The organism is Arthrobacter sp. USHLN218 (assembly GCF_037144715.1).
Lineage (GTDB): Bacteria > Actinomycetota > Actinomycetes > Actinomycetales > Micrococcaceae > Crystallibacter.
The window spans coordinates 279,430-305,307 of record NZ_JBBCYT010000005.1 but is presented as its reverse complement, the minus strand read 5'-3'; the positions used below and the strand labels follow the sequence as shown (position 1 = coordinate 305,307).

At 67.5% G+C, this 25,878-nt stretch carries 25 protein-coding genes; 9 read left to right on the top strand and 16 right to left on the bottom strand.

What is annotated here, in order from left to right:
- Positions 1–19: 19 nt before the first annotated feature.
- From WFH44_RS13780 to WFH44_RS13760, 5 genes are read left to right on the top strand one after another with little or no spacing between them, the layout of a single operon-like run.
- Positions 20–1,366 (top strand): MFS transporter, encoded by a 1,347-nt coding sequence (locus WFH44_RS13780; RefSeq protein WP_336714484.1) that lies wholly within the window; start codon positions 20–22, stop codon positions 1,364–1,366.
- Between the two features lie 31 nt (positions 1,367–1,397).
- Positions 1,398–2,519: a maleylacetate reductase gene (locus WFH44_RS13775; RefSeq protein WP_336714483.1), complete on the top strand. Its 1,122-nt coding sequence runs from the start codon at positions 1,398–1,400 to the stop codon at positions 2,517–2,519.
- 18 nt (positions 2,520–2,537) lie between these two features.
- A complete protein-coding gene (locus tag WFH44_RS13770; protein WP_336714482.1) occupies positions 2,538–3,482 on the top strand; it encodes an intradiol ring-cleavage dioxygenase in 945 nt (314 codons plus the stop codon).
- Between the two features lie 39 nt (positions 3,483–3,521).
- Positions 3,522–3,920 carry a carboxymuconolactone decarboxylase family protein gene (locus WFH44_RS13765; protein WP_336714481.1) on the top strand — a complete coding sequence of 133 codons (399 nt, stop codon included), beginning with the start codon at positions 3,522–3,524 and terminating at the stop codon, positions 3,918–3,920.
- The gene (locus WFH44_RS13760; RefSeq protein WP_336714480.1) at positions 3,913–4,803 is read left to right on the top strand and encodes an NAD(P)-dependent oxidoreductase; all 891 of its coding nucleotides are present in this window, start codon (positions 3,913–3,915) and stop codon (positions 4,801–4,803) included. Before WFH44_RS13765 ends, WFH44_RS13760 begins: the two co-directional genes overlap by 8 nt.
- Before the next feature lie 205 nt (positions 4,804–5,008).
- Here the strand turns inward: WFH44_RS13760 and WFH44_RS13755 are convergent, their stop codons facing one another.
- Genes WFH44_RS13755 through WFH44_RS13720 form a run of 8 tightly spaced genes read right to left on the bottom strand, consistent with a single transcriptional unit; the run spans position 5,009 to position 12,798 of the window.
- On the bottom strand, positions 5,009–5,383 hold the full coding sequence (locus WFH44_RS13755) for an FmdB family zinc ribbon protein (RefSeq protein WP_336714479.1): 375 nt from the start codon (positions 5,381–5,383) through the stop codon (positions 5,009–5,011).
- Positions 5,383–6,210: an N-acyl homoserine lactonase family protein gene (locus tag WFH44_RS13750; protein WP_336714477.1), complete on the bottom strand. Its 828-nt coding sequence runs from the start codon at positions 6,208–6,210 to the stop codon at positions 5,383–5,385. The genes WFH44_RS13755 and WFH44_RS13750 overlap by 1 nt, the downstream gene beginning before the upstream one ends.
- A gap of 36 nt (positions 6,211–6,246) precedes the next feature.
- Entirely contained in the window at positions 6,247–7,296 is a 1,050-nt protein-coding gene (locus WFH44_RS13745; RefSeq protein WP_336714475.1) for an alpha/beta fold hydrolase, read from the bottom strand.
- Between the two features lie 14 nt (positions 7,297–7,310).
- On the bottom strand, positions 7,311–8,507 hold the full coding sequence (locus tag WFH44_RS13740) for a cytochrome P450 (RefSeq protein ID WP_336714473.1): 1,197 nt from the start codon (positions 8,505–8,507) through the stop codon (positions 7,311–7,313).
- A 33-nt stretch (positions 8,508–8,540) separates the two neighbouring features.
- Positions 8,541–9,392: an SDR family NAD(P)-dependent oxidoreductase gene (locus WFH44_RS13735; protein WP_336714471.1), complete on the bottom strand. Its 852-nt coding sequence runs from the start codon at positions 9,390–9,392 to the stop codon at positions 8,541–8,543.
- Between the two features lie 2 nt (positions 9,393–9,394).
- Complete coding sequence (locus tag WFH44_RS13730) at positions 9,395–10,603, bottom strand: FAD-dependent oxidoreductase (protein WP_336714470.1); 1,209 nt, start codon at positions 10,601–10,603, stop codon at positions 9,395–9,397.
- Positions 10,604–10,623: 20 nt separating this feature from the next.
- On the bottom strand, positions 10,624–11,607 hold the full coding sequence (locus WFH44_RS13725; RefSeq protein ID WP_336714468.1) for a PDR/VanB family oxidoreductase: 984 nt from the start codon (positions 11,605–11,607) through the stop codon (positions 10,624–10,626).
- Between the two features lie 12 nt (positions 11,608–11,619).
- Positions 11,620–12,798, bottom strand: coding sequence for a cytochrome P450 (locus tag WFH44_RS13720; protein WP_336714466.1), 1,179 nt, complete (start codon positions 12,796–12,798; stop codon positions 11,620–11,622).
- Between the two features lie 121 nt (positions 12,799–12,919).
- Between WFH44_RS13720 and WFH44_RS13715 the strand changes: the two genes are divergently transcribed.
- Positions 12,920–13,837 (top strand): LysR family transcriptional regulator, encoded by a 918-nt coding sequence (locus WFH44_RS13715; RefSeq protein WP_336714464.1) that lies wholly within the window; start codon positions 12,920–12,922, stop codon positions 13,835–13,837.
- Positions 13,838–13,879: 42 nt separating this feature from the next.
- Here the strand turns inward: WFH44_RS13715 and WFH44_RS13710 are convergent, their stop codons facing one another.
- The 3 genes from WFH44_RS13710 to WFH44_RS13700 form a co-directional block, all read right to left on the bottom strand.
- Positions 13,880–16,123, bottom strand: a complete 2,244-nt coding sequence (locus WFH44_RS13710; RefSeq protein ID WP_336714462.1) for a cytochrome P450 — start codon at positions 16,121–16,123, stop codon at positions 13,880–13,882.
- Positions 16,124–16,134: 11 nt separating this feature from the next.
- The gene (locus WFH44_RS13705; RefSeq protein WP_336714460.1) at positions 16,135–17,292 is read right to left on the bottom strand and encodes a serine hydrolase domain-containing protein; all 1,158 of its coding nucleotides are present in this window, start codon (positions 17,290–17,292) and stop codon (positions 16,135–16,137) included.
- Positions 17,293–17,430: 138 nt separating this feature from the next.
- Positions 17,431–18,240 carry an SDR family NAD(P)-dependent oxidoreductase gene (locus WFH44_RS13700; protein WP_336714458.1) on the bottom strand — a complete coding sequence of 270 codons (810 nt, stop codon included), beginning with the start codon at positions 18,238–18,240 and terminating at the stop codon, positions 17,431–17,433.
- Between the two features lie 297 nt (positions 18,241–18,537).
- Here WFH44_RS13700 and WFH44_RS13695 point away from each other — a divergent pair, with 297 nt between their 5' ends.
- A complete protein-coding gene (locus WFH44_RS13695) occupies positions 18,538–20,010 on the top strand; it encodes an MFS transporter (RefSeq protein WP_336714456.1) in 1,473 nt (490 codons plus the stop codon).
- A gap of 149 nt (positions 20,011–20,159) precedes the next feature.
- On the opposite strand, the gene WFH44_RS13690 is transcribed toward WFH44_RS13695, so the two are convergent.
- From WFH44_RS13690 to WFH44_RS13675, 4 genes are all read right to left on the bottom strand, one after another.
- Positions 20,160–20,825, bottom strand: coding sequence for a TetR/AcrR family transcriptional regulator (locus tag WFH44_RS13690; protein WP_336714455.1), 666 nt, complete (start codon positions 20,823–20,825; stop codon positions 20,160–20,162).
- A complete protein-coding gene (locus WFH44_RS13685) occupies positions 20,822–21,391 on the bottom strand; it encodes an HhH-GPD-type base excision DNA repair protein (RefSeq protein WP_336714454.1) in 570 nt (189 codons plus the stop codon). Before WFH44_RS13685 ends, WFH44_RS13690 begins: the two co-directional genes overlap by 4 nt.
- Positions 21,392–21,464: 73 nt before the next feature.
- Entirely contained in the window at positions 21,465–21,905 is a 441-nt protein-coding gene (locus WFH44_RS13680) for a glutaredoxin domain-containing protein (RefSeq protein ID WP_336714453.1), read from the bottom strand.
- A 58-nt stretch (positions 21,906–21,963) separates the two neighbouring features.
- Positions 21,964–22,548: a helix-turn-helix domain-containing protein gene (locus tag WFH44_RS13675; RefSeq protein WP_336714451.1), complete on the bottom strand. Its 585-nt coding sequence runs from the start codon at positions 22,546–22,548 to the stop codon at positions 21,964–21,966.
- A 47-nt stretch (positions 22,549–22,595) separates the two neighbouring features.
- Here WFH44_RS13675 and WFH44_RS13670 point away from each other — a divergent pair, with 47 nt between their 5' ends.
- The gene (locus WFH44_RS13670) at positions 22,596–23,498 is read left to right on the top strand and encodes a class I SAM-dependent methyltransferase (protein ID WP_336714449.1); all 903 of its coding nucleotides are present in this window, start codon (positions 22,596–22,598) and stop codon (positions 23,496–23,498) included.
- A 35-nt stretch (positions 23,499–23,533) separates the two neighbouring features.
- Complete coding sequence (locus WFH44_RS13665; RefSeq protein WP_336714447.1) at positions 23,534–24,508, top strand: NAD(P)/FAD-dependent oxidoreductase; 975 nt, start codon at positions 23,534–23,536, stop codon at positions 24,506–24,508.
- 18 nt (positions 24,509–24,526) lie between these two features.
- Here WFH44_RS13665 and WFH44_RS13660 read toward each other — a convergent pair whose 3' ends face one another.
- Positions 24,527–25,687 carry an iron-containing alcohol dehydrogenase gene (locus tag WFH44_RS13660; RefSeq protein ID WP_336714445.1) on the bottom strand — a complete coding sequence of 387 codons (1,161 nt, stop codon included), beginning with the start codon at positions 25,685–25,687 and terminating at the stop codon, positions 24,527–24,529.
- Positions 25,688–25,878: the final 191 nt, after the last annotated feature.

Sequence of the window (25,878 nt, the reverse complement as noted above, 5' to 3'; positions counted from 1 at the left end):
GACTTCGAGGAGGAAGCCCGTGTCGCTCCCGCTCCAGAAAAGCGCGCCTCCGCGCAGCGCGGTACGCCGCGTCGCCGGCGCCAGCCTTGCCGGCAATGCCATCGAATACTACGACTTTTCCATTTACGGGCTGGCGGCCGCACTCGTCTTTCCCCAGCTGTTCTTCCCGGACAATGACCCGTTCATTGCCACGTTGGCCACGTTTGGCACGCTCGCGGTCGGGTACATTTCCCGCCCATTGGGGGCCGTGGTGTTCGGGCACTTCGGTGACAGGATCGGCCGCAAGCCGATGCTGGTCATCACCTTGCTCCTGATGGGTGTCGCGACCCTGGCGATCGGCCTGCTGCCGACCTTCGAGCAGGTGGGCATCTGGGCGGCGGTCATGCTGACCGGGCTGCGGTTCCTGCAGGGTATCGCCTTCGGCGGCGAGTGGGGCGGGGCCATCCTCATGGCCTTCGAGTACGCCCCCGAAAACAGGCGTGGCCTGTTCGCCGCGATCCCCCAGGTGGGACCGGCTACCGGTGCGCTGCTCGGCAACGCCGTGTTCCTCCTGGTCACCCTGATGCCACAGGACCAACTGCTGTCCTGGGGCTGGCGCGTGCCCTTCCTCTTCAGCTTCGTCCTAGTCATCGTCGGCATGTTCATCCGGCTCAAGATCGCCGAATCCCCCGAGTTCCAGGCCACCAAAGAGCGGGGCCGCGACGTCAAGGTGCCGATTGCCTCGGTCCTCAAGAACAACCTCCGGGCGGTGCTCCTGGTTGCCGGCGGCTTCCTCGGCTTCGGCGCCTTTTCCGTCGTCGTCATGACTTACCTGGTCGGCTACAGCCAGAAGGACATGGGGATCCCGGCGTCAACCATGCTGACCTTCACCATGATCTCCTTTGCCATCCAGATTCCCATGATCCTCTTCTCCGGGCATCTCTCCGACAAGTACGGCCGCCGCGGCCTCATCATCATCGGCTCCGTGGCCGCCATCGTCGCGATCTTCTTCATGTTCTGGGCAGTCTCCACGGCCCAGCCGCCCCTCGTCGGCGTCGCATATGCCGTTGGCTTCGGCTGGCTCTACACCATCTGCTACGGCCTGCAGCCTGCCCTCTTTGCCGATGCGTTCCCGGCCGAAGTCCGCTTCACCGGCATGTCGCTGGGTTACCAGCTGGCAAACGTCGTCGGCTCCGGTTTCACGCCCATGATCGCCACCTGGCTGCTCCACTCGACGGGGAACCTCTACGCCGTGCCGGTCTTCGTCGCCGCCACCCTGGCCATCTCGCTGATCTGCCTGGTCCGCCTCGCCGTGCTCGCCCAGGCGCGAAAGTCACAGGAGGGCTTGTTCGATCCCCGGGACTCCGTGCCTGTCGCAGCCAACTAGTCGGTCCACCGCCTCTTTCCGGAAGGAAACCATGAACTTCGAACACATCACCCTCGGCCAGCGAGTGCTCTTCGGCACGGGCAAGGCCGCGGAACACGTCGCCAAGGAGGTGGTCCGGCACGAAGCCCGCCGGATCATGTGCATCTCCTCGGAATTCGAGCGGAGCCTTGCCGATAAGGCCCTTGCTTCCATCGACGTGGCGCTATGGCATTCCGACGTCGTCCAGCACGTCCCCGTCGAGACGGCGGAGAAGGCCCGCCAGGCCGCCGCCGACGCCGGCATCGACCTGATCGTCTGCGTCGGAGGCGGCTCCACGACGGGCCTGGCCAAGGCGGTCGCGCTGACGAGTGGCATCCCGATCATCGCGGTCCCCACGACCTATGCGGGGTCCGAGGCAACGAACGTCTGGGGCCTGACGGAAGGCGCGACCAAGACCACCGGCATCGATGACAAGGTCCTGCCGGCCGCGGTGATTTACGACGCCGAACTGACCATTGGGCTGCCGGTCGCCTTGTCCGTGTCGTCGGGTTTGAACGCGCTCGCGCATTGCGTCGATTCGCTGTGGGCGCCGAAAGCGGACCCGATCAACCAGGCGCTCGGGGCGGAAGGCGTCCGCGCCCTGGCCGACGGTCTCCCCCGCATCGCCCGGAATCCCCACGACATGAAGGGACGCGAGACGGCGCTCTACGGCGCCTACCTCGCCGCGGTGGCCTTCGCCTCCGCCGGTTCGGGCCTGCACCACAAGATCTGCCATGTCCTGGGCGGGACCTTCAACCTGCCCCACGCGGAAACCCACGCGACCGTGCTGCCCTACGTGCTCGCATTCAACGGCCCGGCTGCGCCCGATGCGGCCGCCCGCCTGTCGGCCGCCCTAAGATCCGGCATGGCCGACGTCTCTGCGTCCGAAGGGCGTGCCGGCACGGCTGAGGACGCCGTGAGCCTGCTCAATGAACTCCGGAGCCGGCTCGACGCGCCCGTCGCGCTGCGGGACTACGGCTTCACGGAAGCGGACATCCCCGAAGCGGTCCGCCGCGTGATCGCGGCCGCACCGCCGTCGAACCCCGCAGCGGTGACCGAGGAAAGCATGACGGAACTCATGCGCGCGGCCCTCGCCGGCGAAGTCCCGGCCGTCCGTGCCCTTGCCACCGCCTGAACCAGAGGAGAACTGACCATGAGCAGCACTGCCGACACCCACCAGCCGGCCACCGGGCAGGTCGCCGCCGAGCAGACGGCGGTGGAGGAAAACCTGATCGCTACCGTCCTCGCGTCCTTCGACAACACCCCTGATCCCCGGCTCAAGCAGGTGATGCAGTCGCTGGTGGCCCATCTGCACGCGTTCATACGCGACGTCCGGCTGACCGAGGCGGAGTGGAACAAGGCCATCGAATTCCTCACCGCCGTCGGGCACATCACCGACGACCGCCGCCAGGAATTCATCCTGCTCTCCGACGTCCTCGGCGCCTCGATGCAGACCATCAACGTCAACAACCCGACTTGCACCGGCAGCGCCGTCGCTACCGAAGCCACGGTGTTCGGGCCGTTCTTCGTCGACGACGCACCCGAGATCCCGAACGGCGGCGACATCGCCGGCGGCGCCCCGGGCCAGCCCTGCTGGATCGAAGGAACGGTCACCGATACCGAGGGCAACCCGGTGCCGAACGCGAGGATCGAAGTCTGGGAAGCCGACGAGGACGGCTTCTATGACGTGCAGTACGACGATAACCGGGTCGCCGGTCGGGCGCACCTCTTCGCCGACGAGGACGGCAAGTACTCGTTCTGGGGCCTGACGCCGACCCCTTACCCGATTCCGCACGACGGCCCGGTCGGGCGGATGCTCGAGGCCACCGGACGCTCGCCGATGCGGGCCTCGCACCTGCACTTCATGGTCACCGCCGAGGGGCTGCGCACCCTGGTCACGCACATCTTTGTCCGCGGCGACGAGCTGCTGAAGTCGGACACGGTCTTCGGCGTCAAGGAGTCGCTGGTCAAGGACTTCGTCCAGCAGCCGGCCGGAACGCCGACTCAGGACGGCCGCGCCTTGGCTTCCGGCTGGACCCGCGCCCGCTTCGACATCGTGCTCGCCCCGGCCGGCGCCGAGCCCGCGCACGCCGGCTGATCCCGGCAGCCACCCACGTACCGCCCCCGAAAGGAAATCATGGAAAAGCACCACACGCACGAAGAGACGTTCGCGGAAGGACTTCAGATCCGCAAGGAAGTGCTCGGCGCAGCGCACGTGGAGAAGTCGATGGCGAGCGTCAGCGACTTCGCCCGCCCCATCCAGGAACTCGTGACGGAATACTGCTGGGGCGCCACCTGGTCCCGCCCCGGACTGGAGCGCCGGGACCGCAGCCTGGTCAACCTGGCGATGCTGACCGCCCTGAACCGCGGCCATGAACTCTCCGTGCACGTCAAGGGCGCCATCAACAACGGCGTCACCCCCGAGGAGATCAGGGAGGTGCTCTTGCAGACCGCGATCTACGTGGGCGTCCCGGCCGCCTTGGAGTCCTTCCGGATCGCCGAAGCCACCATGAAGGAGATGAGCGTCAATGTCTGATGCGGCCAAGCCACGGATCGGCTTCATCGGCCTGGGCAACATGGGGACCCCGATGTCCCGCCGGCTGGCCGAAGCCGGGTTCTCCGTGACCGGCACGGACCTCGCCGAGGAAAACCGTGCCCGGCTCGCGCACGCCGGCGGAACCGCCGTCGAAACCGCCGTCCAAGTCGCCGCGGCATCGGACGTCCTGGTCCTGATGCTGCCCAACTCGTCCATCGTCGAATCCGTCCTGATCGACGACGGCGTCGCTGCGGCTTTGTCCGCGTCCGCCGTCATTGTGGACATGAGTTCCTCGGAGCCGCTACGGACCAGGGCCCTCGCCGAGCGGCTGGCCGCCGAGGGTCTCGCGCGGCTCGTCGATGCACCCGTCTCCGGAGGCGTCGGCGGGGCGGAAAAGGGAACGCTGACCATCATGGCCGGCGGCGATGCGGCGGTCGTCGAGTCGCTCTCGCCGATCTTCTCCGTGCTGGGCAGGGTTCGCCATACCGGCGCCGTCGGCTCCGGACACGCTTTGAAGGCCCTGAACAACCTGCTCTCCGCCACCCATCTCCTCGCGACTTCCGAAGCCATGGTCGCCGGCCAGGAATTCGGCCTGGACCCGGAAACCATGCTCGAGGTCTTCAATTCCTCCAGCGGACGCAGCGGCTCCACCGAAAACAAATGGCCGAATTTCGTCCTCACCGGCCGGTATGACTCCGGCTTCGGGCTGGGGCTGATGCTCAAGGACATGCGCATCGCTACCCAGCTGGCGGAAGACATCGAGCGGCCGAGCCTGCTGGGCAACTCCGCCGTGGAGCTGTGGACCAAGGCGGCGGCCGACCTCGATGTCGCGGCCGACCATACCGAGATCGCCCGCTGGGCCGGCCACAAAGACAAAGGCTGAGACGCCCATCGCGCACTTCACGCAAACTGCCCGGCCAGCTGCTTCAGCTGGCCGGGCAGTTTTTTGTTCCCGCTTTTTGGATGGTCGCTGGTCTTCGCTGCCGTCCGGGTGGTCCCGCCCAAGGGGTAGGGCGTTGCTGCGGGGTACGCAGCACACGACCGCGCCGGACTCCCTGACGGGGTCCGGCGCGGTTTCCCTTGTCCGGCTAGTGGCTGTGGCTGATGACCTGGTGGAGCTTGGCGGGTCCCTTGGCCTCGAACTCGCGCGTCTGCCGTTTGGTTTCCGCCTCGTACGTATCGACGTCGCCGCGGTGGCGGGCGATCAGGCGGCGGCGGGCAGAGGGAGCCACGTGGCACAGCCCGGGAACGTCGGCATTGTCCCGGCAGTCGATGCCGCCGGAGGCCGGCGCTACCGCCCGCAGGTTTTCCCCGCTCAGGGCGAGCCCCTTGCTGGTGTACCGCCGTCGGGCTTCACCCGCGCAGGCCGGGCACTCCATGCTGGCCGGCGCCGGCGTGGGCACGTACAGTTCGATGTCCGCCCGGCACTCGGTGCAGCGGTAGTCGAAGAGCAGGCGCGCCATCAGGCGATTTCCTTCAGCGGACCGCCGAAGTCTTCCCAGTCACGCGGGTCGTGGGCGATCCACAGGCTGGCGTCCTCCGTGTCGCGCAGGTGCTTCAGCTTCGCAATGGAGGCGCGTCCTTCGTCGAAGTCCCAGTCCGACGGGTCGACTTCATCCCACTCAACGGCCTCGCGCAGGTGAACGGTGTCGCCGGTGAGGAGAATGTTCTGGGACGGCAGCCGGACCAACGCGCTCAGTTCCCCCGGTGTGTGCCCGGGCGTGTGATGGATGGTGATGGCGCCGTCGCCGAAGAGGTCCTGGCTCGGGGCCGCTACGGTGTGCCAGTCGAACGCCTTGACCTCGTCGGTGAAGTCGGTGGGATTGAAGAGGTGCGAGGTGGAGGGTCCGTGGCCTGCCTGCCACTGCAGTTCCCCCGGGCCGGCGTAGAACCTGGCCTGCGGGAAGAGGTACAGGCCGCCCGCGTGGTCTGCGTGGGTATGCGAGAGAACCACGTGCGTGACGTCCTCCGGCCGGTACCCGAGCTCGGCCAGCTGCCGGTCGATCCGCTGCTCCGGTTCGCCCACGATCATGTCCCGCTCCGGCCGGCCTTCGCCGTAAACCAGTCCCGGATCGTCGCAGACCAACGGGTTCATGCCTGTATCGAACAGGACCAGGCCCTGCTCGTGCTCGATCAGGTATGCGGGAAGCGGGATCCGGACGGTGCCCTCGGCGCCGACCACCAGGTGGGCGGCGTCGATGTCCATCTTCGGGGAATCGAGTCCCCACATGCGCAGGTTGGTCGACGGGGTTTGCTCCCGTTGCCGGGACAGAGGCGTTGCTTGCGTCATTGCGTGCTCCTGGATAGTCGGACTAGTTGATCTGGATTAGCTGATGTTGAGGCCGGCGAGCCACTGCAGCACCGGCGCGAAGACGTCTTTGGTGTTGGCCTCGAAAACCAGGCCGTGCCCGTTGCCCCTGATGCCCAATGACTCGAGCCGCAGGTGCGAGGCGAGGGCCCCCGCCTGGTCCAGGAAAGCCACGGTCTCGGCGTCGTTGTCCGCCCGGCCGGAAGAATCGCCGGAAACCACCAGCACGGGCACGCCGCCGAGCGGTGCGCAGGTGCCCGAGGGCGGTGCTGCATCGCTGGTTGAGGGCGCCAGCGGGACGGCAGTGACGCCGTAGTCCAGCCGTCCGCGGGGTCCGAGGGATCGGTACGGCGGACCGATCGGCTCCACCGCGACCACAGCGCGGACGTTGTGGCGGGCGCGGGCCGCCGCCAGCCAGCCGCCCGCGGCGCCGGCCGAGTGCGTCACGAGCACCGCCGGGCCGGTGCGTTCCAGCAGGTCGGTGATGCGCCGCGCGTCAAGCTCCTGGCTGAGCGCAGTATCGGTCAGCATGCCGGATGACGAAGCCACCAGCGCGTCGAGCTCCGCGGAGCCAGGCGCGCGGCCCCACGGCCAGGCGGCATTCACCGCCGTCGTACTTCCCGCCGTCGTACTTCCCTGCGTCGGACTTCCCCCCTTCGCACTTCCCGCCGTCGTGCTTCCCCCTTCGGGCACGAAAACTGCAGCCGCGCCGGCATAGTCGGGGAAACCAGTGCGCGCCCCCAGCCGCGCCGGATCATACGGCGAGCGCCCGTGCCCGGGCCGGTCCAGCAGGTAGGCGGGGAATCCCTGTTCCACGGCTTGCGGCGCCCAGCCGGGGACGTCGTCAGCCACTCCGAACCAATCGGTGGACTGCCCGCCGCCGCCGTGGACGAAGACGAATGGGCATTTATTAGTCCCGGAAGCCGGGGCCTCCCATTGGACCCAGGCAGGGCCCAGCTGCCAAGCCCCCGTTGCGGAGTCCTGCAGGTCGCCCGGCAGGAAGAACCCGCCGGTCCGCACCGTGCGCGCCAAGGCGCTGTGGTGCGGACCGGCAGCATTTGCATCCATCGCTGCCCTACCCGTCAGACCGCGGGAGTCAGCCGGACGGGCACGAAGTCATGTCCGAAGGCCTGGTAGTTCACGGTCTGGCGCGGTTCCCCGATGAGCTCGATCTTTTCGATCCGCTCCACCATGGCGCGCAGCAAGGTACGGGCCTCCAGCCGGGCCACCTGGTTGCCGGCACAGGTGTGGATGCCGAAGCCGAAGGACAGGTGTCCGCCCTTGAGGTCGCGGTCGACGCGGAACTCGTTCGGGGCGTCGTACTGGCGCGGGTCCCGGCCGGCGCCTAGCCACATAGTGAGGATCTTGGCGCCCTCGGGAATCCGGACACCGCCCAGGACGGTTTCCTTCGCCGCGTACCTACCGCCGTAGCGGGAAGCCGGGTAGAAGCGGATGGCCTCTTCCCAGGCGTTGTCGATCAGGTCCGGATTGGCGCGCAGCTTCTCCCACTCCCCCGGGTGATCTGCGAAGGCGCGGATCATCGAGGCGATCGACGCAGTGGTGGTGTCGAACCCGGCGGCGAAAATCGACTTCAGGATCTGCTGCGCCGTGTGCTCGGAGATCTTCCCCTCGTCCGCCATCGAGTAGAGCTGCCAGCCGATGCCGCCCTCGCGCTGCACGTCGCGGGCGGTGTTGGATTCGACCCATTCCATGGCTTCGGCGCCGCTGGCCAGCTTCTGGGCCTGCAAGTCGCTGGGCGGGCCGAAGACGTTGAAGACGGCGTCCCCGAACTTGAGCAGGAGCTCTCGGCCTTCCTCGGGCAGGCCGAGGACGTCGGGAAAGACCTTCAGCACGTACTTGACCGACAGGTCCGTGTAGGCGTTGATCTCGGCCGGGCCGTCAGACAGCATGCCGTCGAGCAGCTTCTCTGCCTGCGCTTTGAAGTACTCGGACATCTTGGCCAGGTTCTCCGCGTCGAAAACCTTGAAGACGGCGGACTTCGACGCCGTGTGCTCCGGCGGGTCCTCCAAAATCAGCGTGCGGGGGCGAAACGGCGAGGGCGCGTAGAATGGTCGGTCCGTCGAGGAGAACGTCCGCCAGTCGCGCAGCGCTTTCTGGATTTCGGCGAAGCGCGTGATGGCGTAGTAGCCGTACTTCTCCATGTAGACGACGGGAGCGATCTCCCGCTGCTCACCGTCGAGCCGATGGACGTCGTGGAGGGACTCGAGAGCAAAGGCGTCGTAGTCCGAAACCGGCGCCTCAATGATGGTTTCAGTCATGATTGCATTCCTTCAATGGACGGTTTTTAGGGATCAGGAGCCGGCTTGGCGTGCCGCGGGAGGGACACCCGTGGCCATCCAGTCCAGCCGGCGCTGGACACCGACCTGCGCCATCTCCGGATGGGTGAGGACGAAGAATTCATTGGCACGGATGGCGTCCAGCACCTTGTCGGCCACCGCGGAGGGTTCCAGCCCGATCTCGGCGGTCGTGGCCGCCAGCCGCTCCATGACGGCGACCCGTCCGGGCTCGGTTGCCGCCGGCACATCAGCCGGACGGTTGCGCTCGGCGTCGACCATCCTGGTCTTGACCGGCCCCGGGGCCAGGAGCGAGACGCCGACGTTGCTGCCCGCTGTGCGAAGCTCGATCTCCAAGGACTCGCTCATGCCCAGCACGGCGAACTTCGAGGCGCAGTACGGCGTCATCGTCGCCGTGCCCGAGTTGAAGGCAGCGACGGAAGCCGTATTGACGATGTGGCCGCCGCCGTTCGCTTCGAGGATGGGCAGGAACACCCGGCAACCGTTGAGCACGCCGAAGAAGTTCACGTCCATCACCCAGCGCCAAGCCTCCCCCGGGATGCTCAGGAAGCTGCCGCCGGTTTCCACCCCGGCGTTGTTGCAGACGACGTCGATACGGCCGAATTTGGCCAGCACCGCGTCGGCCAGCGCCTGCACCTCCTCGACCTCGCGGACGTCAGTACGGAGGCCCATGACCTCCCCATGGGCAGAGAGTTCGGCGGTTGCCCGATCCAGGGCAGACTGCTCGACGTCGGCAATCGCCACGCGCATGCCTTCCTGCAGGAAGCGCTGCGCCAGGGCGAAGCCGATGCCGCTGGCGCCGCCGGTGACGACGGCCGTCCGTCCGGCAAAGTCGCTGATACCGGCCACGGTTACCACGCTCCAATCAGGGAAGCCGTTTCGAGGGACTTGGGGAAGAGCAGCCGCTTGACCACGGCATCCTCATCGGTGCGGAGCCGCCGGAGCGCAGCCAGGTCCTCCTCCAGCAGGACGGGGTCCGACGAATGGTAGACGAGCCGCTTGTTGTTGCTCGCAGCCGGGTTGACCACCTCGGTGAAGACCCGCCGGCGTTCGCGCGCGTACTCGTCCAGCACGGTGCCTTCCGCCTCGCCCCGGATGACCGCAGCCAGAGCCTCGGCGAGCACGTAGGTATCGAACAGCCCGCTGGTCAGCCCCAGGCCGCCGGTGGGATTGGTTGCGTGGGCGGCGTCACCGGCCAGCAGCACCCGCCCCGAGCGGAACGACGCGGCCGCGCGCTGATGCATGCTGTAGGGCGAGAACGCTTCGACGACGACGTTTTCCGGGTCCTCGACGATCGAGGCGAAGTACCCGGGCATCCGCTCGGTGACCTGTTCCTCCGGCAGCGACGCGTCCTCGCAGTAGGTGTAGCGCCACAGCCCGGTGTCCCCGCTGTTGTCGATCTTGGAAATGATCGCGCCGTAGCGGTCGTCGATGAGCATGGTGGTCTGGCTGTAGCCCGCGGCCTCGAAAGGGTAGCGGATGTTCGTGGCGACGAATCGCTCTGGCCAGGTGATGCCTTCGAAGTCAATGCCCTGGCTCTGGCGGACCCGGCTGCCTGCCCCGTCGGCCCCGATGAGCCATGAACCGGTAGCGGTGGCGGCGCCGATCGGTGTTTCGAAACTGGCGGTCACCGAATCCGCGGCCTGCTCGACGCCGACGAACTTGTGGTTCCAGAAGACTTCGGCGTGCGGGTAGCGGGACAGATGCTCCAGGGCGATCTCGACGAGCACGTTCTGGCCGAGGTGCAGGTTGTATGGGTGCTTGACGCGGCCCTCGAGCGACTTCAGTCCGTAGTTGATCTCCTCGCCCGTCTTGAACACCTTGTAGGTGTAGTCCTGCTTGAGGAAGCCCCTCGCGGTGGCATCCTCGAACAGGCCCAGGCGCTCCAGGCCGTCGAGGACGGACCAGTGGTAGACCATGGCCCGCGGCGACTGGACGACTTCGGCGGCGCGCTCAAAGACGGCCACCGGGACGCCGGCCCTGGCCAGGCCCAATGCATTGAGGATGCCGACCGGCCCCGCCCCGACGATCAGGACGGGCTGCTGCTGTTCGATGTTCATGGGTGTTGTCCCTGCCTGCTCTAGAGTTCGAGTTCGATAACGTCGGACTTGGCCCGGGAAACGCAGATCATCATCATCTCGTTGGAGGCCTTCTCCTCGTCGCTGAGAATAGAATCGCGGTGGTCGGCCTCGCCGCACAGGATGCGCGTTTCGCAGGTGCCGCAGGTTCCCTCCATGCAGGAGAAGATCACCGGTGCCCCGGCTTCCTCGGCGACTTCGACGATGTTGCGGTCCGCGGGCACCTCGATCTCGAGTCCGCTCAGCGCCAATTTGACGGTGAACGACGACGTCGCGGCCGTTAGTGCCTCCGCATCCTTGGGCGCGAAGCGCTCCAGGTGCAATGTCCCGGCCGGCCAGTCCGCCGTCGTGCTTTCCAGGGCCCGCAGCAGTCCTTCGGGACCGCAGGCGTAAATCTTGTAGTCCTCGCGGGGAGAGCCCAAAAGGGCACGCAGGTCGGGGAAGCCGAACTCGTCGTCGGGGCGAACCTCAACCTTCCCGGGATACGCGTCCGCGAGTTCCCGCCAGAAGGCCATGGATGAGCGGGAGCGTCCCATGAAGGTCATCTTCCAGTCTGCGCCCTGCCGCTCGGCGGCCTCGATCATGGGCATCATGGGGGTAACGCCCACGCCGGCCGCGATGAAGTGGTAGGCCGGCGATTCCACCAGCGGGAAGTTGTTGCGGGGCCCGGACACCTCGACGACGTCGCCCTCGCGCAGCTCCTCGTGGATGTAGCGGGAACCGCCCCGGCTCGCCGGTTCGTTCAGGACACCCAGCCGGTACGTTCCGTTGGACCGGGCAGTGCTGCACAGCGAATACTGGCGGCTCAGGCCCGAGGGCAGGTGGACCTCGACATGCGCCCCCGGCTCCCATTCCGGCAGTCCGGCGCCATCCGGATGGACCAGTTCCAGCTCCACAACGCAGTCGGAGGCAGCACGTTTGGCCCCGACCAGCAGCGGAGTGCGGTCCAGGGTAGTCAGGGGCCGCTGCAGAGTTTCGGCAGTCATCTCTTCTTCTCCTTATTTCTCGAAACGGACCCGGACATGGCTCCACCCGGTCCGGAGCGGCCGGCCATTGGAGACCGGATCAGCGGCAAGTTCAAAATGGCTGGTCTTGGCGATGAGCCGGGCCAGCATCGTCTGCAGTTCGGCCCTGGCAATCGGCGCACCCATGCACTGGTGCGGCCCGTGACCAAAGGTCAGATGCGGGTTCGGCGAACGGTCGGCGCGGTATTCGTTGCCGTGCTCGAATTTCTCCTCGTCCCGGTTCGCGGAGTACACGTTCAGCCCCACCTTCGATCCCTGGGGAATCGTGATGCCGTATGCCTCGACGTCCTTGGTCGCCTTCCGGCCGGTGTGGTGCAGCGGCGGGGCAAGCCGCAGTAGTTCCTCGACGGCGGTCTCGATGAGGGCGGGCTCGTCCCGCAGCTCGCGCTGGGCCTCGGGCCGGCTGCCCAGGTAGGACATGATGGAACCGATCGCGGCGGTCGTGGTGTCTGCGCCGGCCGAGAAGATCTGCACGCCGATGGCGACCGCCTCCTCGTGGGTCACCGGCCGGCCCTCGGGCTCCAGCTCCAGCACGCCGGACATGATGTCGATGGCCGGGTCCTGGGGGTTGGCCCGCCGGTCCTCGATGAGTGCCTCGACCGTCGGGTTCCACAGGTCCTTGTTGACCTCCCGGAGGGCCTGGACGTCGTGGCGGACGGCATCCGCCCTGGCGAGGCTTGCCGCCATTGTCTTCCAGGCGTCGTCCGGCAGGAGCATGAACTTGGCCAGGACCTGCTGCGGCACGATCGTTCCGAACTCTTCGATCATGTCGCCCTCTCCCGCTTCAATCAGCGGATCAAGGCTGCGCGCCACGATCTCTTCGATATCAGGTACAAGCATGGCCACCCGCTGCGGGGTGAAGTACTGCGCCAGGAACTTCCGGAAGAAGGTGTGGGTCGGCGGGTTCTCCTGGATCGGAATGGACCGCATGAAGTCCGGAAATTCCAGGAACGGCTGCCCGCTGGCATAGGTACGCCAGTCGCGGGATCCCTTCTGCACGTCCGAGTAGCGCATGAAGTCGTAGAAGCCTTCGTAGTCGCTGGTGTACGCCAGCGGCCGCTCCGCACGCAGCCGGTCGTATTCGGACGGATAGTCGGTTACCTCGATGGGATTCCAGTCGTCCTGAATCCGGGGGTTGGCTTCGATAGTCACGATGCGGCCTCCTTGCTCTTTTCGTGTGATTGCTGTCACGGTTGAGACCACCCTAGGGTGACCCAAGCGACACAGCCATACTTTTCAACCAAGTTGAAGCGGCGAGACATACAATCAAAGTATGGATATCCGCCACATTCGCTACTTCCTCGAGATCAGCCGCCAGGGATCGATATCCAAGGCGGCCAAGGTACTGCAGATGACCCAGCCACCCCTGAGCGCGGCACTCAAGAACCTGGAGGATGAGCTAGGCGTCAAGCTGCTCGAGCGCACCGCCCGGGGCATCGTCCCGACCCGGGCGGGCGAACTGCTCCTGGAGAAGGGCGCACGGCTGGTCGACGAGACGGACCAGCTCGCACGCGAGTTGAGCCGCCAGGGCAAAGGGCTAAGCGGCAGCCTCCATCTGGCCGTCATCCTGCCGTTCGCCTGGGCGTACCTGCCGCGTGTCCTCGCACGCTTCGGCGACCTCTCCCCCAACGCAGACGTCACCCTCACCGACGTCCAGTCCGCGACCGTCATCGAGGGCATCCGCTCGGGCAGCCTCGATATTGCCGTTGTTGCAACGGGAGCCCCCGCCAAGATGCGGACCATGTATCAGGAAGACATAGTGGTCGAGCCAATCTCGAAACTCTCGCTGTCCGCCGTGCTGCCCAACCGTTTCAAGGACTCCCCCAAGTCCGTCAACCTCGCGGAGCTGATGGACGAAACCTGGCTTTTGCCCTCGCCGAGCATCCGCGTGCCGGGCATTACGGAGCTGATGGTCGATTACTGGCTGGAGCAGGGTTTGTCCCTGCCCCGCATGAAGTCCGTGACGAGCCTGCAGACCACGCTTCCCCTGGTCGCCGCCGACATGGGGATCAGCATCATGCCGCCGGAGATCCAGCAAATCGCCAAGACCACCGTCGTCACCCGAAACGTCGAACCACCGCTGCCACCGCTGCATGTCGTGGCCCTCTGGAGTTCCCAGCGGGCCCTCTCCGAGGTCGCGTCCAAATTCGTCGAGGTCCTGCTCGGACCGCGGGCCAGGCGGTCGCTCTAGCCGGCCAAGGCCGGGGCGACCGCCGGCGGCTCTCATCGCCGCCTACAGGCCCAGCTTCAGGGGACACCCGCCCTGGGACCGCGAGACGCAGATAAACATGCTTTCGCTGCTCTGCTTCTCATCCTCCGTCAGGATGGAGTCCCTGTGGTCGGGGCGGCCGGAGATTACCGGCGTTTCGCAGGTCCCGCATGTTCCCTCGTTGCATGAGGAAAGGGCCGGCAGTCCGGCGGCCTCGGCCACTTCGAGGATGGACTTGTCCGCCGGGACTGTCAGCGTCACTCCGCTGTCGACGAATTCGACCTCGAACGCCACGTCGCCTGTCGTGTCGATGTCCTTCGCGACGAAGCGCTCCACGTGCAGGCTGCCCGAGGGCCAGTGGGCGGAGGCCTTCTCCACTACATTCAGCAGCGGTTCCGGCCCGCAGCAGTAGATCAGGGCGCCAGGCTGAACATCGCGAAGGTAGGCTCCGAAGTCAACGCGCCCGTCTGTGTCCTCGGGAACCAGGCGGACCCGGTCCCCGTAGGGCGCGAGCTCGCCGAGGAACGCCATCGTGGACCGGGACCGGCCGCCGTAGACCAGCGTCCACTCGGCGCCGGCCCGTTCGGCCTGCTCGACCATGGCCAGGATGGGCGTGATCCCGATGCCGCCGGCAATGAAGACGTACTTGGCGGCCGGCTGGAGCACGAAGTTGTTGCGTGGCTGGCTGACCGTCACGGTCCCGCCGGCCCGGACGGTTTCGTGGATAGACCGTGAGCCGCCGCGGCCCGCTTCTTCCTTCAGCACGCCGATGCGCCACGCGTCCTGGCTTCCGCCGGGCGTGCACAGCGAGTACTGCCGGACGTAGCCTCCCACGTGAACGTCGATGTGCGAGCCGGGTGTCCAGGCCGGCAGCGGGACGCCAGCGGGATGCTCCAGCGTCAGGGACAGGACTCCGTCGGATTCCTGCCGGCATTCGCGGACCCGGAGGTCCAGCGTTGCCGCCGGGTCAGCCGGAAGTTCGACCACGTGCTGCGGTATTGCCCCCGCAACATCCCACTCCACTTCGAGGCTCCGGCGCACCGGCAGCAGCGCCATCCGGATGAAGTCCAGCCCCCAGTCCTTGGCCGGGCGCAGGCTCGGCAACCGTTCGTAGAGGACGTTGAGCCCGGTCGAACCTTGGACCCGGGCCAGCGGCTGGCCCAGGCAGGTGTGCCGCCCCTTGGTGAAAGCGAGGTGGTCGCGCGGGTCCTCGCGGTGGATATCGAACTCGAAGGGCTGATCGTAGTACTCGGGATCGGTGTTCACGGCGGACAGCGCGATCCAGATCATGTCGCCGGCCTCGATGTCGGCCCCGCCGATGGTCACGTCGACGTTGGCGCGGCGCGAGGCGAAGGTGGAGGACGGCCGGCGGCGGACGGTCTCGTCGAAGACCCGCTGCCACAGGGCGGGATCCGCCTTGGCATCCTCAAGCGCCGCGGGATTTTCGGTCAGGAAGATGACCGCGTTGGCCATCGCCTGGGCCGTGGTGTCAGTACCGGCCGCGGAGAACTCTCCGAGGTGCAGGGCAATCTGAGCCTCCGAAAGCGAGTAGTTGCCGTCCCGGTCCTTATCCCGCGCCATGACGGAAATCAGGTCGTCGGCTCCGCTTTCCCGCCGTTCGCGCACGATATCCCGCAGCACTAGCTGCGCAGCGACGTAGCGGTCCCAGACTTCGGTGCGGCGAGGTTCCGGCAGCGGCTCCTGCGCGCTGGCCAGCACCTGGAAGAAGTCGTCGCGGAGCTGGCGCATCATCGGTTCCAGCCCGGCCGGCAGGTCCATCAGGGCCATCAGTGTCTGCGTCGTCAGTTCCAGGCAGTAGGCGTCCATCAGGTTGCCGCCGCCATCGGCCTCGATGTTGTCGATGATCCGGTGGGCGCGGGCCTCGATCTGCGGCTGCAGCGCATCCATGCGCGGCTGCAGGAACGCTTTCTGCGCCACGCGGCGTGCGATGGTGTGGCCCTGCGGGTCGGAGCCGACCAGGATCCGTGAAATCAGTTCCGCGGGCATGGTCTGGGCGTGCTTCTCCGGCACGGTAATCAGACCGGCGTTGGAGGCGCTCGAAAACTTCTGCCAGTCCGGCAGGATCATCTCGGCGTCGGCGCGCCGGGTGACAATCCACGCGTTCAGGTAGGGGAAGAAGAAGGTCGGCGAGTCGCCGCGCACCTCCGCGAAGTGGCGTGCAGGGTCGCGGTAGTAATCGTCGCCCATCGGGTCGAAGTCGGGCGCCAGGGGGCCGCGTTCGCGGAGCTGGGTGGTCTCGATGCTCATGCTGGTTCCAATCAGAGGGCCGCTGAGGCGGCGATAGTGGAGAGTTTCTGGAAGCGCAGGACGTTGTCCCCCTCATCCATGACGCCGGCCGTCAGGCAGACGAACGTCATGTCGCGCTCCGGATCGATCCAGAACAGGGTGGAGCCGGCGCCGTAGTTGCCGTGCGTCCGCGGGCTGGTGAACGGACCGAAGAAGGACGCATGGGTGCCGGTGCCGCTGAGCGAGAAGCCCAGGCCGAAGTTGCCCTTCGGCTCTTCCCAGCCGCGCATCCGGGCGATCATGGCATACAGGTCGTTGGTCATGTCGCCGGTCTGCAGCGTGGTGGCCGCCTCCAGGATGGCCGGCGCAATCAACTGCCGGCCTCCGGCCTCGCCCTTCCGCCGGATCATCTCGGCAAACGCGAAGACGTCTGCCGCGGTGCTGACCGAGCCGACCCACGGCATCTCGGCTTCCTCATCCACCACGTCGTTGAGGATCTCGATGTCGCGCGCGGACAGCCAGCCGCTGTCGGGAATGTAGGCCTTGAGCGGCACGACCCGGTCCCGCCACTCATCCAGGGGTCCGAACCGGGTGTCCTTGAGCCCCAGCGGCCCGAAAAGATTCTTCTCGGCTAGGCCCCGGAACGAGTCGGCGCCGTAGACGCGGCGCAGCATTTCGCCCATCAGGGCGTGGTTGACCGCCGGCGAGTAGGTCAGGTTCGCCCCTGGCTCGTGGATCACGTCGAGGGCGCAGATCGCCTCGATGGTGCTGGCGAGGTTGCCGAGCTCCTCCGTCGGCAGCGGTTCCGGGGTGGCGGGCATGCCGGAGCGGTGCGTCAGCAGGTGCGCCAGGTTCACCCGGTCCTTGCGCAGCATGCGGAAGCGCGAGGGTCCAAAGAACTCCGGAATGATGTCTACGACGCGGGTACTCAACGCCAGCTTGCCCTCGCCGAGCGCCTGGTAGACCAGCGCGTTGGTGAAGGCCTTGGTCAGTGACAGCACGCGGAAGATGCTGTCCTCGCGCATCTCGCGCTGCGCGGCGCGGTCCGCCCAGCCGAGGGTGGCATCCAGCGCCACCCGGCCGTGCCGGGCCACGATGATCCGGGCACCGTCGTAGTCGCCGGCGGCGATGTCGTTGCGGATCGTGGTCTCGAGCAGTTCGAGGGTCTCGGGGTTCAGGTCATGGCTCACGAAGTTCGTCTCCTGTCGTTCGCGGAAGTCTTGGGCGGGGAAAGCCGGGGCGTACGACGGCGGTGGGCCGCCGCCGTCGTACGCTGCGGTAGCGCGGGGGTGCCAAAACACCGAAGCGGTGCCGGGCGCGAGGGTGCATTACATGTGCAGGCCGCCGGAGGGAGAGAGCGTCTGGCCCGTGTAATAGGCGCCGGAGTCGCTGGCCAGGAAGAGCAGCGTTTCGGCGATTTCCTCGGGCGCCGCCGGACGCTTGATCGGCTGCATGCCGATGAGCATCCCGGTGATTTCCTCCGGCTGCTGCCGGAACAGCGGGGTGTCGACCGCCCCCGGGGCGATCGCGTTCACGCGGATGTTGAACGGAGCGAGCTCCGCCGCCGCGCCGCGGGTCATGCCGAGCACGCCGGCCTTCGACGCTGGGTAGTACACCGGCATCGGTACGCCGAGCAGGGCCGCGGAGCTGGAGACGTTGACGATGGCTCCGCCGCCGGTGCGCTTGAGCAGCGGGGCCGCGGCGCGCATGACGTAGAAGGGGCCGAAGAGGTTGATTTCGAGCACGCGCCGGAAGTCCTCGTCCGTGATGTCGCCAAGGAAGTCCGGGAAGTACTCCTCGCCGGACCGCGCCGCGCGGAAGGAACGCACGTTGGACTCCACCAGCTTGTCGTTCGCCGCCTTGTTGGGGGCGTTGACTCCGGCGGCGTTGATCACGGCGTCGAGCCGGCCGAACTCCGCGTCCAGCTTTGCGAAGGCCTCGTTGACCGCCGTGCTGTCGGTGACATCGAGCGCAATGGCGAGGGCGCCGTCGATGGCAGCAAATTCCCTGGCCAGCGCGGCCTCGGAGAGATCCGCTCCGACCACCCTGGCTCCGGCCGCGGCGAAGGTCCGGGCCGTAGCCAGGCCGATTCCCGATGCGGCACCGGTAATGAACGCTACTTTGCCTTCAAGGTTCATGGCCCGTCTTTCTGTTGCCCGCCGACCGGGCGGGATGGTTTGTGATGGCGGACACCAGTGTTGCAGTTCACAAGACACATGTCTAGTGAGTCGCTAAACCCATATTTAAAAAGAATGCGTTCGTCCTATTGCCAGACAGCTGTCTAGCGATATTCTGTTCTCGCTTCAGCTCCTTATGAGGCAGCTCACATCTTTTCCGTGTTACCCGGTTCCATGCCGACAGCCCTGCCGACCGGCGCAGCCCGGTCCGCGCCGGCACTTTTCGCGGTCCTGCGGGACCTTTCTTGTAGGAGAACCATGACTGCTCCCTTCACCCCGACCGCCACGGCGGGCGCCCCTCTGACCAGGGGAACACTGCCCTGGAAGCGCGCGGGCATGCTGATGGCCATCACGTTTTCCGGCCTGCAGATGCTCAATGAGATCGGCGCCATGATGGCGATCCCGCTCTACCAGTCGATGAGCTTAGAACTCGGCCTGACCCCCGCCCAGGTTTCCTGGGCGCTCCTGTCCACCCTGCTGATGGGGGCGGCTTCGATTCCGCTGCTCTCCAAGGCCGGTGACCTCTTCGGCCACCGCCGGGTCATGATCATCTGCATCCTGGGCATCCTTGCCGGCTACGTCATCTCGGCGCTGGCCGGGACCTTCGCGGTCCTGGTCATCGGCCGGGCGCTGACCGGGATCATGGCCGGGCAGGCGCTCGTCGTGGGCATCATGAACGACCGGCTCAGCAACTTCGACCGCAAGAAGGCAATCGGCGTCATCGCCGGCGGGCAGGCTATCGGCGTCACCTTCGGCTTCGGCCTAGGCGGGCTCATGGTCGTGCTCGACGCCACGTGGCGAACCACCTTCTGGGTCGGCGCGGCCCTGACCGTGCTCAGCCTCGTCGGCATGCTGCTGTGGGGCTCGGACTCAGACGCCGTCCTGCGCAACCAAGGGCGCAAGCAGCGCCTCGACGTGACCGGCGTCGCCCTGCTCGGTTTCGCGCTCACCGCCATCTGCATCGGCATTAGCCAAAGCTCGGCCTGGGGCTTCTTCTCCCCAGCCACCCTGACCTGGATCATTGCCGGTGCTGCCGGGCTGGTCCTGGCACTGGTCGCAGAGTCCCGAAGCAAGCAGCCGCTGGTCGACGTCAGCCTGCTTCTTAGCACCCGCCTCCTGCCGGCTTACCTGGTCTTCATCTCGCTGGGCATCGCCGGAATCATGTTGTTCAACTTCGTCATGGGCTGGGCGATGACCCCGCCGCAGCTGGCCGGCTACGGCTTCGGCCTGAATCCGCTGACGGCCGGATTCCTGTTCATCCCCATGACCATCGCCGGCATCGTCGTCTCGGTCTTCATTCCGCGGCTCCTGCACCGCGTCCCGCCCCGGGCACCGCTGGCCGCCGGAGCCTTCCTGCTGATGCTCTCCTTCATCTGGCTGTACTTCATGCACACCCAGCTCTGGGCCGTCATCGTCGGCATACTGTTCTACGGCGTCGCCTACACCACGGTGCTGACCATCGCCATCTCGATCATCGCCGCCGAGGCTCCGGAAGGAAAGGGCGCTGGCACCGCCTCCATCTACGTCGGCATCGCGCTGTCCGCTTCGTCCATCGGAACGGCCATCTACGCGGCGATCATCGGGCTGAACACCACGCCCGCGGCCCCGCTGCCCCCGGCGGGAAACTACAGCCTCGGCTTCCTCACCGCCGCCATTGTCTGCATCGTCGCCATCGTGGCAGCGTTCGCCCTGTCCAAGAGCGTGCGCCTGACGGAGGTCGCCAGCCACTGATCGACCGCTGCCTGCCACCCATCGGCCGCTGACCGGCGTCGCAATCGGCACCGAGAGGCATGAAGGCCGGGAGTCCGTTTTCAGGGACTCCCGGCCTTCTCGTTGCTGCCGGCTTGGACTGCTTCCGGCCTTCGCGCTGTACCGGACGGCTACGTGCCGCGGCGGACAAACTCCAGCCACTGGGCGGCAAGCACTTCCTTGAGAATCTTCATGTCGACGGGCCTCTCCCGGATAACGGCGAAGAACAGGGTGCGATCCAGCGCCATCTGCAGAGTGAGCAGATGCAGCCGGGCATGTTCATGGTCATTCGGGTCAGGGAATCGCGAAAAGATCCTCGGCATGACCTTGTAGCTGTTGCCCAGCACCTTGATCCAGGTCTCGGTGACAAGCTCGTCGTTGGCCAGCGCCTGCTCCATCGTGTTGAAGTCGCTGGCCCGCTCGCGCCAGAGCTCGACGGTGCCGTCCAGCCAGTCCATCACGTTGGCCAGGTCCGGGTCCTCGAGCGCGTCCAGGCGGCGGTAGGCGGCGAGGACGCCCTCTTCGCCGCGCAGCATGAGCTCGGCTACCACCTCAGCCTTGCTCCGGAAGTACACATAGAACGTGGCCCGGCTCGCCCCAGCGGCCTTGGCGATATTCTCGGCCGTTGTCTCGTTATAACCGCGGCTGCGGAACTCCTCCTGCGCCGCCTCGATCAACCGTTCGCGCGTCAACTGCTTCTGGACTTCGCGAAGGGACTGGCGCGGCGCCCTCCCGGGAGCGGGCCGCCCAACTGTTCCTCCGGCATCTCGTTGGTCCACCACTCCGGCACCGCTCACTGCTTCTTCTTGGCTTTCTGTTCCTGCTTGTACGCGCGCACGGCCAGGAGTGAGTCGGGGCCGGTGACGTCGGCTATGGACATAGTGACGCCTTCACGTCCGTAATCACCCGCGGCCTCCCGCCAGCCGGAGGCGACGAGGCCGAATTGCTTGCCCAGCAGCGAGAGGAAGATCTTCGCCTTCTGCTCGCCGAAGCCCGGCAGGACCTTCAGCCTGGACAGCACCTCCGCCCCGTCCGGATCCGCCGCGGTCCAGATGCGGGATGTGTCACCGTCGTAATCATGGACGATGGCCCGCGCGAGGTCCTGCACGCGGCCGGCCATCGACTTCGGAAACCGGTGGACGGCAGGTTTCTGCCGGAACGTGTCCAGGAACTCCTCGGAGTCCATCTCGGCAATCCGCCGGGGGTCGAGGCCGCCGAGCCGTTCGGCCAGCTTCGCCGGGCCGCTGAAGGCCGCTTCCATCGGGATCTGCTGGTCCAGCAGCATCCCGGTCAGCAGGGCGAACGGGTTGGTACCCAGCAGCTCGTCGGCCGCCGGCTCTCCGGCCAGGTGCAGATCAGCCATGGTTCAACCCCTCGCTTCGGCTCTTACGCTCCTGCCAAAGCTACCATCGACGCGCGGCCCTAAAGGAGCCGCCTCATCCTTTGGCCAACGCCTGCTTCACCAGGCCGGGGCCGGGATTGGTCAGCACGTCGCCGGCGAGGATGACGGTCGGCACGGTCTCCTTGCCCGCATTGTGCGTGCGTACGAACTCCGCGGCGGCCGTGTCTCGCCAGATGTTGACCCAGTGCGCCTTCCGCCCCGACAGCCCCAGCATGGCCATCATCCGCAGGCAGTACATGCAGCCCGGCCGCCAGAAGATGACGACCCTGCCGGTCCGTCCCGTTTCCTCCTGCAGCCTCGCCCACGGCGTATGCGGACCGCGGAAGGCCGGGCTAATAATCCAGGCACCGGCCAGCAGCACTGCCCCGGTCAAGATGGTCGGCAGCCACGCCTCGTCCGGTTCCCGCAGCAGCAGGGCCAGGACGGCGATGGCGGCGAGCGCTGCGGCTGCGGCCCAACGGCTGATGTGATTCATCTGCCCAATGTACGACGGCGGCGCCCTCCTGCGCCTCGGATCCCATCTAACGTTCGCATCACTTCTGCGGCGCCCCGTCCGGGCCGTGCAGGTGGGCGCGGTCGCCGTCGTGGTCGAAGATGGTGAGGATTTCGACGGGGCCGCCGTGCGCGCCGATGGCGTGCGGGACCATGGTGGAGAACTCGGCGGCATGGCCGGGCTCGACCAGGATGGTCCGCTCCCCCAGCTGCAGTCGGACGGTGCCGGACAGGACGGTGAACCATTCGCGCCCCGGATGGACCTGCGCCTGCGACGCCTCGCGTTCCGGGGTGATGAGCATCTTCGCCACCGTGACGCCGTTCAGCGCGCCCTCGCGCGACAGCAGCCAGGTGGTCAGCCCCTTCGCGTGCTCGGGTTCGGGCCGGATGACCACGTCCTCGTCCTCGTCGGATTCGACGAGCGCGTCGAGCGTGGTGCCGAGGGCGCGGGCGATCGGCACCAGCTGGTCGAGCGCGATCCGCCGATGTCCGGTCTCGATCCGGCTGAGCGAGGACGGGCTGATGAAGCAGCGGGCGGCCAGCGAGTCGAGGGACCAGCCGCGGGCCAGGCGCAGGCCGCGGATGCGCTGGCGAATCACGGCGTCCAGATCGAGTTCTTGCGTCATAGGCAAGATTGTATGCCGAAGCAGCAGGATCGGCCTAGGCTGGAACCATGACGACGCAGCATCATCACGATTCCGGGCACCGCCAGGGTCACACACACGACCGGCACGGCCACGGCCATGGCCACGGAAACGACCACAGCCACGAGGACCACGGCGGCAAGGCGGGAGTGGCCGAGCTGCTCGAACTCGAGGCGGCGGCCCTGGGCCCCTACTCGGACGAGATTGCGGACTGGGCGGCGGGCCTCGCCGCGGCGGCCCCGCGGACCATCGTCGACCTCGGCGCGGGCACGGGGGCCGGCAGCATCGCGCTGGCGCGGCGCTTCCCGTCGGCCGAGGTGGCCGCCGTCGACAATTCCCCGCACATGCTCGGGCGCCTCAGTGAAGCCGCCGACCGCCACGGGCTCGGCGGCCGCATCCACCCGCTGCAGGCGGACCTGGACGAGGACTGGCCGGACATCCGGGAGGCCGGCCTGATCTGGGCCGCGTCGTCGCTGCACGAGGTCGCGGAGCCGGACCGGATCCTGGCAGACGCCTTTTCCGCGCTGGCCTCGAATGGTTTGCTGGTGGCCATCGAAATGGACACTCTGCCCCGCTTCCTGCCCCGCGACGTCGGACTCGGCGAACCCGGGCTCGAGCTCCGCTGCCACGAGGCACTCGCCCGGGCCGGCTGGAACGCACACCCGGACTGGCGGGAACCCCTGGAGCGGGCGGGCTTCCGGGTCGCGGCGCAGCGCAGCTTCACGCCGGAAGCGCGGCCGGGCGAGGCCGCCGGCCGCTACGCCCACGCCTTCCTGACCCGCATCCGCCGGGCCCTGGACGGGGAACTCTCCGCGGCCGACCGCCGGACCCTGGACCACCTCCTGGACGCCGGCAATCCGGACGCCCTCGCCAACCGGGGCGATCTGGCGGTCCGCGTCAGCAGGACAGCCTGGGCCGCCCGCCGCCCCTGAACAACCGCCAGACCGATTTGACCCAAGGAGCCCCCATGAGCACTGATTTCACCCACGACGTCGCCGTCATCGGCGGCGGCGCAGCCGGCCTCAGCGCGGCCGTCGCGCTCGGACGCTCGCTGCGTTCCGCCGTCGTTATCGACGCCGGCGAGCCGCGCAACGCCCCGTCGCACGCCGCGCACAATGTCCTCGGCCGCGAGGGCATCTCCCCGCTGGAGCTGGTCGCAACCGGACGCCGCGAGGCCGAGCAGTACGGCGCGGAGTTCCGCGAGGGGCGGGCGGTTGCGGCGCGCCGCGTGGACGGCGGATTCGAGGTGGAGTACGACGGCGGTGCCACCGTCCGCGTGCGGCGTCTCCTTCTTGCGTCGGGACTGGTCGACGAACTGCCCGACGTTCCCGGCGTCCGTGAGCACTGGGGCCAGAGCGTGCTGCACTGCCCCTATTGCCACGGCTACGAGGTGCGCGGCCAACGCATCGGCGTGCTCGGGACCAGTCCCCACAACATCCACCAGGCCTTCCTCTTTCGCCAGCTCAGCGAGGACGTCACGCTCTTCCTGAACACGATGCCCGAGCCCGAGGACGCGGCGTGGGAGCAGCTGGCCGCGCTGGACATCAGCGTGGTGCGCGGGAAGGTGGAGCGGCTGCGCAGCGAAGACGACGCCCTGCGCGCGCTTGTCCTGGAAGACGGGAGCGAGTACCAGCTGGACGCCGTCGTCGTCGCGCCCTGCTTCGTGGCGCAGGCCGACCTGTACGAGCAGCTCGGCGGCACGCTGGCGGAAATGCCCCTGGGGAAGTTCATCGAGGCCGGCCCGATGGGCGAGACGAAGATCCCGGGCGTCTGGGCGGCCGGCAACGTCAGCAACCTCGGCTCCATGGTCGCCTCCGCGGCGGGGGCGGGCGTGCTGGCCGGCGCCGCCATCAACGCCGACCTTGTCAACGAGGACACCCGCGCCGCCGTCCGCGCCCGGGCCGGTGCCGCGGTCGGCACCGGCGCCGGCACCCAAGGCTGATCCGGCGCGCCCGGGCGCTCAGCTGTAGATCTGCGCGTACAGGTTCTCGATCTCCTCTGCCGTCGGGACCACGGGGTTGTTTCCCGGGGACCCGGAGGCGAGGGCCTGCTGCGCCATCAGCGGGGCCAGCTCCTGCCACCGGTCCTGCCCGATGCCCAGGCTTTGCGGGGTCGGGACGTCCAGGTCCTTGCAGAGCACGGTGAGCGCCTCGACCAGCCGGCCCGCGGCCAGGGCATCCGAGTCCGCCTCGCCGGCCACCCCGTAGGCCCGGGCGCATTCGGCGTACCGGGCTTCGGCGCCGCCGACCGAGAACGCGGTGACGGCGGGGAAGAGCATCGCGTTGGACAGCCCGTGGGCCAGGTGGAAGTGCGCGCCGATCGGGCGGCTCATGCCGTGCACCAGGGCCACGCTGGAATTGGAGAACGCGATGCCGGCCTGCGTGGCGGCGAACATCATCGCTTCCCGCGCATCCCGGTCCTCCCCGTTCGCGTACACCCGGCGGATATTGCGGCTGATCGTGCCGATCGCGGCCAGGGCCAGCCCATCGGAAAAACTGTTCGCCTTCCGGCTGACGTAGGCCTCGACGGCATGCGTCAGAGCGTCCACGCCGGTGTCGGCGGTCAGCCGCGGGGGCATGGAGACCGTCAGCTCGAAATCGACGATCGCCGCGGCCGGCAGGAAAGCCTGGCCCGTGCAGAGCATCTTCTCGTCGGAGGCGCTGTCGGTGATGATCGTGAACTGCGTTGCCTCCGAGCCGCTGCCGGCCGTGGTGGGAATGTTAATGACCGGCAGGGCGGGGCCGCGGTTGTCCATGGGAGCCTTGTAGTCGCGCATTTCCCCGCCCTGGACGGAGAGCAGCGCGAGGGCCTTGGCCGTATCCATGGGACTGCCGCCGCCGAGGCCGATCAGGCAATCGGCCCGGTGCGCCCGGACCTGCTCCACACCGGCAACCAGCGAATCAGTCGTGGGATCAGGGACCGTCCCGTCGAATAGCCCTGCGTCCAGGCCCGCGTTCCTGAGTCCGGCCAGCAGCCGTTCAGCGAGGCCAGTGCCGACGAGGAAGGAATCCGTGACCAGCAGAGGCCTGGCGGCGCCCAGTCCGGCCACAACCTCAGGCAGTTGATCGACGGCTCCTCCGCCCACGCGCAGATTGCGGGGCAGCGTTATGGATGTAACCACGCCGGGTGTCCTTTCAGTGCGGGAATTCAGTGCGGGATCGGGCTTGCACCCAGAGCCTACAAGTGATGCGGCTCACGAACATCCCCGGAGCCTGCACGGGACTGTCGAATGCGCGCACTGAAGCGGGAGCGTCACCGCCGCCGACCAGCAGCCGGACCATCCGGCGCCGGGCTTGTGACACGAAGCACAAA